This is a genomic window from Gemmatimonadaceae bacterium, from assembly GCA_019752115.1.
Taxonomy (GTDB): Bacteria; Gemmatimonadota; Gemmatimonadetes; order Gemmatimonadales; family Gemmatimonadaceae; genus Gemmatimonas.
This window is the reverse complement of the sequence record JAIEMN010000042.1, coordinates 46968-57365: the sequence shown is the minus strand read 5'-3', so window position 1 is coordinate 57365 and position 10398 is coordinate 46968. Positions and strand designations below refer to the sequence as shown.

At 67.4% G+C, this 10398-nt stretch carries 8 protein-coding genes; 3 read left to right on the top strand and 5 right to left on the bottom strand.

The genetic code is table 11. From position 1 onward, the window contains the following. Positions 1–212 precede the first annotated feature (212 nt). Positions 213–1481: a serine hydrolase gene (locus K2R93_17500; GenBank protein MBY0491638.1), complete on the bottom strand. Its 1269-nt coding sequence runs from the start codon at positions 1479–1481 to the stop codon at positions 213–215. Beyond that, a complete protein-coding gene (locus K2R93_17495; protein MBY0491637.1) occupies positions 1478–4657 on the bottom strand; it encodes a glycosyl hydrolase in 3180 nt (1059 codons plus the stop codon). Before K2R93_17495 ends, K2R93_17500 begins: the two co-directional genes overlap by 4 nt. Before the next feature lie 119 nt (positions 4658–4776). On the opposite strand from K2R93_17495, the gene K2R93_17490 reads away from it, so the two are divergent. Continuing rightward, on the top strand, positions 4777–6063 hold the full coding sequence (locus K2R93_17490) for a VanZ family protein (protein MBY0491636.1): 1287 nt from the start codon (positions 4777–4779) through the stop codon (positions 6061–6063). A gap of 282 nt (positions 6064–6345) precedes the next feature. Here K2R93_17490 and K2R93_17485 read toward each other — a convergent pair whose 3' ends face one another. Beyond that, entirely contained in the window at positions 6346–6942 is a 597-nt protein-coding gene (locus K2R93_17485) for a hypothetical protein (GenBank protein MBY0491635.1), read from the bottom strand. 374 nt (positions 6943–7316) lie between these two features. Between K2R93_17485 and K2R93_17480 the strand changes: the two genes are divergently transcribed. Further along, the gene (locus tag K2R93_17480) at positions 7317–8243 is read left to right on the top strand and encodes a DUF808 domain-containing protein (protein ID MBY0491634.1); all 927 of its coding nucleotides are present in this window, start codon (positions 7317–7319) and stop codon (positions 8241–8243) included. 15 nt (positions 8244–8258) lie between these two features. Further along, entirely contained in the window at positions 8259–8774 is a 516-nt protein-coding gene (locus K2R93_17475) for a CIA30 family protein (GenBank protein ID MBY0491633.1), read from the top strand. Here the strand turns inward: K2R93_17475 and K2R93_17470 are convergent. Both K2R93_17470 and K2R93_17465 read right to left on the bottom strand, forming a co-directional pair. Continuing rightward, positions 8766–9302, bottom strand: a complete 537-nt coding sequence (locus K2R93_17470) for a DinB family protein (GenBank protein MBY0491632.1) — start codon at positions 9300–9302, stop codon at positions 8766–8768. The two genes, K2R93_17475 and K2R93_17470, sit on opposite strands and share 9 nt — an antisense overlap. Further along, a complete protein-coding gene (locus K2R93_17465) occupies positions 9299–10300 on the bottom strand; it encodes a GNAT family N-acetyltransferase (GenBank protein MBY0491631.1) in 1002 nt (333 codons plus the stop codon). Before K2R93_17465 ends, K2R93_17470 begins: the two co-directional genes overlap by 4 nt. Between the last annotated feature and the right edge of the window lie 98 nt (positions 10301–10398).

The following is a 10398-nucleotide window of genomic DNA, read 5'->3' as shown; positions in this document are numbered from 1 at the left end:
CTCACGGCACGAGGCATGAAGGCGAGCTGCCGCCATCCCAAATCTGACCTGCGAGGCATCACCTTGGACATACAAGGCATCAGGGGGAAGGGTTACAGGGAGTGGGCATCAGGACAGCATGAACCGCGGTCCTGATGCCCACTCCCTTTCGTCCTCCCCCCTGATACCTGAGGGGTTACTCATATCTGACCTCTGACCTCTGACTTCTGAGCTTAGCGCTGTACCGCCGCCAGCATCCTCTGCACAAACCCATCAATCGACGGCGTCGTATCAATCCACCGCACTACCGCAATGATGTCATTCACGGGATCGACGTAAATGATGTTGTTCCCATTCCCCACGTGCACAAAGGCTTCCACCGGAGCGCTCGCGAGGAACTTGTGGTCCGGGTTCGTGAACCAGTTCATGAAGCCGTAGGTCGGCTGCACCTTCGTGGGGGTGAGCGCCTGCGTCACCCACGCATCGCTCAGCAGCTGCTTGTCGCCCCACTTGCCGCGGCGCAGCGTGAGCAGGCCAAAGCGGGCCATGTCCCACGCGTTGATGAACATGCCGCCGCCCCAGTGGCCGCCGCCGCTCACGCTCTGCACCTGCTTGCCGTCGAGAATCACCCACGAGTTGTCATAGCCGTACCAGCGCCACGTGTTCGAGGCACCGATCGGGTCCATGATCCTCTCCTTGAGCACCTCAGGAAGCGGCTTGCGCCACACCATGAGCGTCGCGAGCGCCAGCGCATTCACGCGCACGTCGTTGTACTCGTACACCGTGCCCGGCTCCACGCGCGGGCGCGTGCGCCAGGTGCTCGCATCCTGCGCGGGGCGATCGGCCCACTCGGGCTTGCCCCAGAGCGTGCCTTCCCAGTCACTCGTCTGCCGCAGCATCACATCCCACGTGAGCCGCTTGTTGTGCGGCGAATCGAACGGCTTGAGCCAGCGGGCATCGCCCGGCCAGTCGGCGGCGAAGCCGGTGCCGTTGGGCATCGCGCGCAGAATGGGTGGCACATACTTGGCCACCGTGTCCTGCGTGCTCTTGATCAGCCCCGCGTCGAACGCGAGCCCCACCACGGTGCTCAAGAAGCTCTTGGTCACGCTGTGGGTCATCTCGATCGCCTCGGGGTTCCCCCACTGCGCCACCACGTAGCCCTTGCGAATGATGAGCCCCGTTTCGTCGCCGCGGTCGATGATCGGGCCAATCAGCTGCCCCAGCGGCTCACGCCCGAACGTCTGGTAGTGATTCTGCTCCCACTCGCGCGGCGTCTTGCTCTCCTTCGACTTCGCAAAGGCAATCGCCGCCTCGAGCTTCACCGAATCGAGCCCCACCGCACTCGGCGACTTTCGCTCCCACGCCCCAGCCGGCGGCACATACACCGCCGGCGCAGCGGGCTTCTTCTGAGCGACGAGGAGCGAAGGCAGCACACACAGCAGCACCTCCGTGCCCCTCCGTGCCCACCGTGCCTCCGCGCGAGACGCTTCCGCGCGAATCATGCGATGGGCCCCTTCTTCTTCGCCGAGACGACACCCGGCACGCCCTTGGACTCCAGGAGCTTGTTGAATGCCGGCACATCGACGAGTTCAATCTGCTCGACCTCCGCACGCAAGGCCGCCCAAATCTTCTCCAACTCCACCAACCGATCCTTCACCGGCTGCGTCAGCTGCGTATTCCCCTCGACCTGGCCAAGCAGGAAGCCATACTGCCCGTTGATGCCGTTGGCGTAGTTGATGATGTCCTGCCCGTTCGCCGCCTTGGTGGTGAGCCGCGGGTCCATCTTGTCGAGCTTGCCGGTGAGCGCCTTGCCCGCCGCCGCGATGGTATCGGGCGCGCTCGTCTCCTTGGCGCGCTGCACAAAGCCCGCCACCTGCCCCTTCACATCGCGCAGGCGCAGCACGCTTTCGTGAATCTCGTTGATGCGCGTGGACAGCAGATTCGCCACCGAGTCACGCTCCGCCACCAAAGCCACCGGCGTCGTGACGCGCGGATCGTTCTGCACGGTGAGCGGGCGCGTGAGCACCGTGCTCTTGCCGCCCTGCGTGAACGTCAGCCGCACGCTGTACTGCCCCGGTGACACATGCGCCCCGCCATCGTTCGGCGCGCCAAAGAGCAGTACCGTTCCCAGGCGCGCCGGCGCCGCGCGGCGGAGGTTCCAGTACAGGCTGTTGAGCCCCGCCTTGGCGGTGAGCTTGTTGAGCGAATCCTTCGAGGCAAACGACCGCACCACCGTACCCTTGCTGTCGAGGAACTCCACCGACACGGTCGTCACGCTGTCGGGCGCAGCCGCAAGGCGGAAATACACCGTGGCGCCGAAGGCGGGGTTGGCGCCCGCCCCCTTGCCGGCCGGGGCCGTGCCGCTGGCCAGCAGCACGGCGGGTCGCGGCGCGTAGAGATGCACCGCCGCACTCGCCAGAGAATCGGCGCGCTGCCGCAGCACCGACAGATCATCGAGAATCCAGAACGCCCGCCCTTCGGTGGAGGCGATGAGATCGCCGTGCTTCACCGCGAGGTCGGTCACCGGAGTCACCGGGAAACCCGTGAACGGCATCCACGCGCCGCCATCGTAGCTCACGTACACGCCGGTTTCGGTGCCGGCGTAGAGCAGCCCCTTTCGCGCCGGGTCTTCGCGCACGACCCGCACCGGCTCATTGGGGCGGAAGCCGCTCACCATTTCGGTGAAGGTCGCGCCGTAGTCACGCGAGACATACACATGCGGCGTGTAATCGCCGAGACGATCCTTGCGGAAGGAGACGTAGATCGTGCCGGCGTCGAACGGCGACACCGCGATCTCATTCACCAGCCCGTCGCCCCACGAGGCCGGCGTGATGTTCGTCCACGTCTTGCCGCCGTCGCGGGTGCGCTGAATGACGCCGTCGTCGGTGCCCACGTAGAGCGTGTTGGCATCGTGCGGCGACTCCTCGATCACCACGATCGCGGCGTACACCTCACCGCCGGCGCCCTCGTTGGTGATCGGCCCGCCACCCCATCCCTGCCGACTCTTGTCGTTCTTGGTCAGATCGCCCGAGATCGGCGTCCAGTGCTGGCCGCGATCGGTCGTCTTGAAGAGCACGTTGCCGCCATGGTACACGACCTTGTCGTCGTGCTGCGACACCTCGATCGGCGCCGTCCAGTTGTAGCGGTACTTCGTCTTGTCGGTCGGTTCGGTGAGGTTCATCTCCGGCCACGGCATGATCGCGCGCCGCAGCCCCGTCGCCTGATCGACCTCTTCGATGATCCCCTGATAGCAGCCGCCATACACATAGCGCGGGTTCTTCGCGCTCACCCCCATGTTGGCGCTTTCACACCCCGGGCCGATGTCCCAGTCGCGGATGTCCACGCGCCCCATGTCGCTGAAGCTCTTGAGCATCACCGACGAGTTGTCCTGCTGCCCGCCGTAGAGCTTGTAGGGGAAACCATCGTCCACGGCGACGTGATAGAACTGGGCCGTGGGCTGGTTGTCCTGCGTGCTCCAGCTCTTCCCGCCGTCGAGCGATACACTCGCGCCGCCATCGTTCGCGTTGGCGACATACCGTGAGTCGCGCGGATTGATCCACAGCTGGTGATTGTCGCCGTGCATCGCCGGCACCGTCTGGAAGGTGCGGCCGCCATCGATACTGCGCACGATCGGGGCGTTCATCACCCACACCACATTCTCGTTCTTCGGATCGGCGGTGACGTTCATGTAGTACCACGACCGCGTCTGAATGAGGCGATCGCCGCTCAGGAGGCGCCACGTCTTGCCGGCGTCATCGCTGCGGTAGAGGCCACCGGCCTCCGCCTCCACAATCGCAAACACGCGCTCCGGATTGGCCGGCGAGACCGCCACGCCGATCTTGCCCATCAGCTTGGGGAGCCCCTCGCTCAGGCGCGTCCACGTGTCGCCGCCATCCGTGCTCTTCCAGATCCCGCTGCCCGCACCACCCGAGCGCACCATCCAGGGCATGCGCTGATGATCCCACATCGCCGCGTACAGGATGCGCGGATTGGTGGCGTCCATGCTCAGATCGCTCGCGCCACTCGTCGCGTTCACCCCCTTGAGCACCTGCGTCCACGTCGTGCCGCCATCCGTGCTACGATAGATGCCGCGATCCGCCGTCCCCTTCCAGCGATCGCCCTGCACGGCCACGTACACGACCTCCGGATTGGTCGGATGCACGCGCACAGCGCTGATCTGCTTCGACAGCTCGAGCCCGATCTTCTTCCAGGTGCGCCCCTGGTCGGTGCTCTTGTACATGCCGTCGCCGTACGTGCTCGACTGGCCGCGCACGGCATGCTCGCCGGTGCCCACGTAGATCACGTTCTCGTCGCTCGGCGCCACCGCGATCGCGCCAATGGTGCTCGACGTGAACTGCCCGTCGGAAATGTTCTTCCAGTTCAGCCCCGCATCGTCGGTGCGCCACAGCCCGCCGCCGGTGTAGCCGGCAAAGTAGACCAGCGGATTGGACGGGATGCCGGCGATCGCATTCGCGCGGCCACCGCGCGACGGGCCAACGTTGCGCCACGCGAGCGCGGCAAAGGTCGACGAGTCCAGGGCACTGGCGGCGGCGGCGGCCCTGGCGGGAGCGGCCTTGGCCGGGGCCGACTTGGGCGCCGACTTGGGCGCGGGCTGCTGGGCATGGGCAGTCGAGACGGCCGCGCCAAGGAGGCCGGCCGCAAAGAGGCAAATACGCATCACAGATCGGGGCTGAACGTGAACGGGGGCGACAGGCAAAGGTAGCATTCGGTGGGCGCCCACGGCGTGACCGGGGCGGATCATCTGTCGGGGGGGTGCTGCCGATACTTCCCAGCACGATGAGCCACCCCCGGACGACGCCGTCTGCCCCGACCCCGCGCCCCCGCTTCCGCCGAGCCGCCGATTTCACCGCGCTTCGGCTGGGCCGGGCCGTACTCGGCTATCTGGCACTCACCACGGCGGTCATCACGCTCGCGCCCTTCCGCTTTCAGCTGACGCCGGCGCACGGGCTCACCACGATCTGGACCTGGTCCGATCTCGTCATGAACGTGCTGATGTTCGTGCCCTTCGGGTTCGTGCATCAGCTCACCCGCCCGCGCGGCGCGCCTGCCGATTGGCGCCGCGTGCTGCTGCTCGGCGCCGGGCTCAGTGCCGCGATCGAAACAGCGCAGCTCTTCGCGCCCGATCGCTTCAGTTCGCTGCTCGACGTGGCGACGAACACCGCCGGCGCGCTGCTCGGTGCCCTGCTCTTCGCGCGCGTGAGTCGCTATGTGGAGAGCGAGGACACGGTGCAGTCGCTGGCGCTCGAGCTCCCGCTCATGGGGCTCGTGTATCTGCTCGTGCCGCTCGCCTGGCTGCTCGGATTGGGGAGTGAAGGCGACGAACGCCGCGTACTGCTGCTGCTCCTGTCGATCGTCGCTGGCGCGGTGCTGGGCACCGTGCACGGCGCGTATGTCGCACCGGCGTCGGGGCGACGAGCGACGCGCTGGCTGGTGGCCTTCCCGGCGGCGTGGGTGCTGGTCTCCGTAGTTCCGGGCGCGCGTGGCGCCTGGGATATCGTGGTCGCCGCCGTGGGCGTCACGCTCGCGGCGGCCACGTGGCGCGATGCCGCCATGCAACGCGCCCCCGATATCAGCCCCCGACGCTTCGAGCTGCCGACGTTGCGGCTCGTGTTTCCGGTGTTCGCGACCTATCTCGCGCTCTCGTCGTTGTGGCCACTCACCGACGCCGGCTTTGGCTGGCGCGGCACGCTGGCGCTGACGCCGCCGAACGTCGCCCTCTCGCAGCCCATGGTGTATCGCGCCCTCGAGCACCTCGCGGCGTTCACGCTCGTGGGATACATGGGAGCCGAATTTCACGGCCGCGACAGCCGTCGCATGCGGCAGGTGCTGCCGCGCGTGCTCGTCTTCACGGTGCTCGCTTCGGCCCTGCTCGAGGGCGCCCGCGGGTTTCATGACGCGTACGGCGCGAGCGTGCTGCTCTTCCTGCTGACGCAGGTCGCGGCAGTCTTCGGTGCCTATGTGTATGTGCTGCAGCGGGCGCACGTGCGGGCGCTGGTGAAGCGCCGGCAGCTGCTGGTGGAACTGGCCGCCCGGCCCCCCGCGCCGCTGCGTCGCACGGCCTGACCGGCGATGTCACGTGGCGTGACGCCACGCATCGAACCGATAGACGACGGGCACGGCCGGATCATCCACATAAGCCATTGCTGCAACACGGCTTAGGTCAAATCCGAGCGCTGGTGCGGAAAATGCTTGGCTGGTGGGTGTCCCGTCGGCCCGCAACGGCCGACCCATCAGCACGCCTCTGCCGGAGCCCCTATGACCACCCATCCCGCCGCCCCACCTGGCTCGTCATTGTTGATCCTGGACGGCAACCTGCTGGTGGCTGCCTGAGCCGCGCGCGGCGCGCTACTTCTGCCGCACGTGGAGGTCGCGCGCCAGGATCATCTTGAGGACGAACTTGTCGGCACTGTTCGTGAGGCCGTAGCCGGCGCCGACTTCCACATCCCACACGCGGCCGGCGTGATCGACGGCGCCCCATACCTGATGGGACGCCGCGCGACCGCCGATCAGGTGGTTCAGGGTGCCAAGATCCGCATACTCCTCACCGGCCACGGCCCACGTCGCATTGATGTTGTAGGCGACGCGCGTGGAGGGCGCGAAGTCGAGATTCTTGAGCCCGCCCTTGTAGTCGGTATCGACGATCGGGTTGGTCACGAGATCCCACTTCTTGAGATGCCATGCGAGAATGGGGCGGAACTCCGAGGCGATGCGGTTCGGATCCCAGCGCTTGGCGTTGAAGCCGAGCTCCCAGCCCAGGCCGTAGGCGAAGGTGTGCTGGTCGCCATTCGGGCGGGCGACGAGCGTACGCAGCTTGAAGCCGTCGAGGCCAAAGCCCTGATGCGAGTCGAGCGTGTACAGCGGCATGTAGAGGCCGAGCTCGAGCCACTTGGTTGCCCCGTACGCCCACTCCGGGACGCCGTTCCACGAGTGATTGCTCGTCACCGCACCGGGAAACCCGGCCGTGGCGATGCCTTTGGGCGTGATGTTGTTGTGGATCGTGAGATTGAAGGTGCCGACGGCCGCGAGCCCGCCGGTATAGACCTGAATCTCATCGGCCTACGCGGCCAACCGCGCCACTGGCGCGCCGAGCGCCGCAGCGAACACCAGCACCTTCGTGAACCGGCTGCGCGAACAGCGCATGGGGCGGGACCTCTCGAGACGGGGCGGGATCCGTCAGTGACCTCTCGGTCGTTCCAATCCTACTGTCCGGTCCGATTTTCCGTTGGGCGCGTGCGCCCCCCGTAGCGCGCCTTTCCGGACCCGGAGATCATTCGGCACCCGCTCCCCCGCCCCCTTTTCGGGACCGTTGCTTCGGTATGGCTTCCAGTCTGCTGGCTCTGCTCGACGATATCACGTCGCTCCTCGACGACGTCTCCGCCCTCACCAAGACGGCGGCCACCAAGACGTCCGGGATCATGGGCGACGATCTCGCGCTCAATGCGCAGCAGGTGGCCGGGTTCGCCGCCGAGCGCGAATTGCCGGTGGTGTGGGGCGTCGCCAAGGGATCGCTGATCAACAAGGTGATCCTCGTGCCGATCGCGCTCCTGCTCAGCGCGTTCGCCCCCAGCTGGATTCAGCCGGTGCTGATGCTGGGCGGTCTCTTCCTCTGCTTTGAAGGCGTGGAGAAGCTCGCCCATAAGTGGCTGCCGCACGACGAGGACGAATCCACCGCGGTGGCCGTGGCGCACGAGCACGAGCCGGAAGTCGATCTCGCCGCCTACGAACAGGAGAAGATCAAGGGCGCCATCCGCACCGACTTCGTGCTGTCGGCGGAGATCGTGGTGATCGCGCTGGGTACGCTCGGCGGGCGCACGCTCACCGAGCAGGCCACGGTGCTGGCGATCATCGGCGTGGCGGCGACGGTGTTCGTCTATGGCCTGGTCGCAGGGATCGTGAAGCTCGACGATCTGGGGCTCAAGATGGTGCAGAGTGGTGCGGCCGCGAGCGTGAAGACGGGGCGACTGATTCTCGCCGCCGCGCCCAAGATGATGCGCACGCTGAGTGTGGTGGGCACTGCGGCGATGTTCACCGTGGGTGGTGGCATTCTGGTACACGGCGTGCACCCCGTCGCGCATGCGTTCGAAGGGATCGTGGAGCGCGTCCACGCGGTGAACGGCGTGCTCGCCAGCCTCGTGAGCATGACGCTCGATGGCGTGTTCGGGGTGCTGGCCGGTGCGGGGTGTGTGCTGCTGTTCGAGATGGGAAAGCGCGTGCGAAAGGCGTCACGCAAGGCACAGGCGTAAGGTCACGCGCGTCGCATGCCGTCCACCGACCTCCTCCTCGACGACTTCACGGTCAGCACCGACGCCCGAGGGTGGACGGTGTTCACCGATCGCGTCATGGGGGGCGTCTCCAACGCGCAGGGCGCACTGACCGACGTGCAGGGGCGCCGCGCCCTGCGACTCGTGGGGCAAGTCTCGCTCGAGCGGAACGGCGGCTTCGTGCAGATGGCGCGCGCGCTCAGCGATGGGCGTACCCCGTTCGATGCGCGCGCCTACACGGGTGTGGCGCTCACGGTGTGCGGCACCCCCGGGTCGTACTTCGTGCACCTGCGCACGGCGGATACGCGCGCGCCATGGCAGTACTACGGCGCCGAGCTGCCGGTGGCGCGCGACTGGCGCACCGTGGTGCTCCCCTGGTCGGCGTTCGCGCCGGTGTCGCTGGCGGCGCCGCTCAATGTCGCGGGGCTGGCGCGCATTGGGATTGTCGGGGCCAAGGTCGCCTTTCTGGCCGACGTGGCGCTTGCGCGCCTGGCGTTGGTGGGCTCAGGCTGACGCGCGCGCGTCGCGTCGGGCGGCGTAGAGAAATCGCAACGCGCCGAGTTCGGCCGCGCTCTTGGTGAGCTCGGTGTTGGCCCAGGCAAAGAGATCGGCGAGCGGGCGATCCCGAAACGGCCACCGGACGCGCGCCGACGACGCCAGCGTGCCGGCGTCACTGCTCGCCAGCGCGGCACGCCACGCATCGTGCAGGGCGCGGAGTTCGGTGCGCAGGCCATCGGCGTGGCCGGGCCACGGCACCGCCTCGCGCGTGAGCGTCGCGGCGCCCCACGTGTGATCGGCGGCCATGCGCCACCAGAAGAGCCAATGCCAGGTAATCCAGCCGGCACTCGACGGCCCGAGATCATAGCCCTCGTGCGTCGGCCAGTCGGCGACCCAGTGGTGCGCGGCCTCGTGCACGTGCAACCCGCGATCGGCGGGGCGCCACAGGCACTCCTCCGTCGTCAGCGATTCCAGATGGTACCACGCGAGCTGCCACGCGACATCGAATTGCCGCAGCAGCACCTTGCGCGTGTCGGTGCTCACGCCATCGGCTCCACGAGATGCGCGCGATTGGCCGGTGCCGGATACGGCTCGGGCCAGAACTCCACGATGCGCGTGATGCGCCCCTGCGCCACCGTAAAGAACGACACCGCGCGCCCGAGCACGTCGCCATCGGTGACACTGACATCGGTCACCACCTCACTGCCATTGGCGACCGCACGCGAGACCATGAAGCGCCACGGCCCCTTGGCGGGATATTCGGCGTTCATCTGCGCAAAGTTGGCCGCGCCACGAATGCGTTCGCGCGACTGCGGCCACTCGAGCACGAACTCGGGCGCGAGCACGGCGCCGACCGCGGCGAAGTCGTTGGTGGCCATCAGGCGCCAGAACTCCTGCACCACCGCCAGCGCATCGGGTGCGACGCGTTCATCGCGGATGACCGGCGCGTGGGTGCCAACATCAAGCGGCAGTTCCCCGGTGAGTCGCGGATCGGGCGCGATTTCGATTTCGCGCTTGTACGGTGTGAATCCGGACCGCACGTAAAACGCGACGGCGTTGGCGTGATCGAGCGTGCACGTGTGCACGTGAACGCGCGTGATGCCCCGTGCCCACGCGCGGGTCGTGGCCTCGTGCATCAGCCAGCGGCCGGCGCCCTGCCCCACGTGCGATGCCGCGAGGCCAAAGAAGGCGAGCTCGCACTGGCCCGGCTCGCGGAAATCGAGCTCGAGCATACCAATGCGCGCGTTGCCGTCGCGCACCGCGTACGCCTCGACCAGCGGATCGGCCAGCAGGCGGGCGAGCTCCGCGTCGGGCATGCGGAGACGGGAAAACCAGAGCCATTCCTGGCCCACTTCGCGAAAGAGCGCGCGATACATGGCGAGGTCCTCATCATGCATGCGCTCGAGGCGCAGCGGCCGCGACAGCGTGGGCACGGGGCGCGACGCAGGCGGGGCGGTCATCTCGAGGTGCGTCACCACCGCCGCCAGATGGCCGGCGGGGACCGGTGAGAACCCCGGGGGCAGTTCGGTATGCGTCGCCATACCTCTCAAGCTAAAAGCTCGCGCGAAACTGGCCACATGGCGCTCCGGCGGTGCATGTTCTCCGCATTCGGTTCGTCCTCGTTGCGATAGCGTGCCCC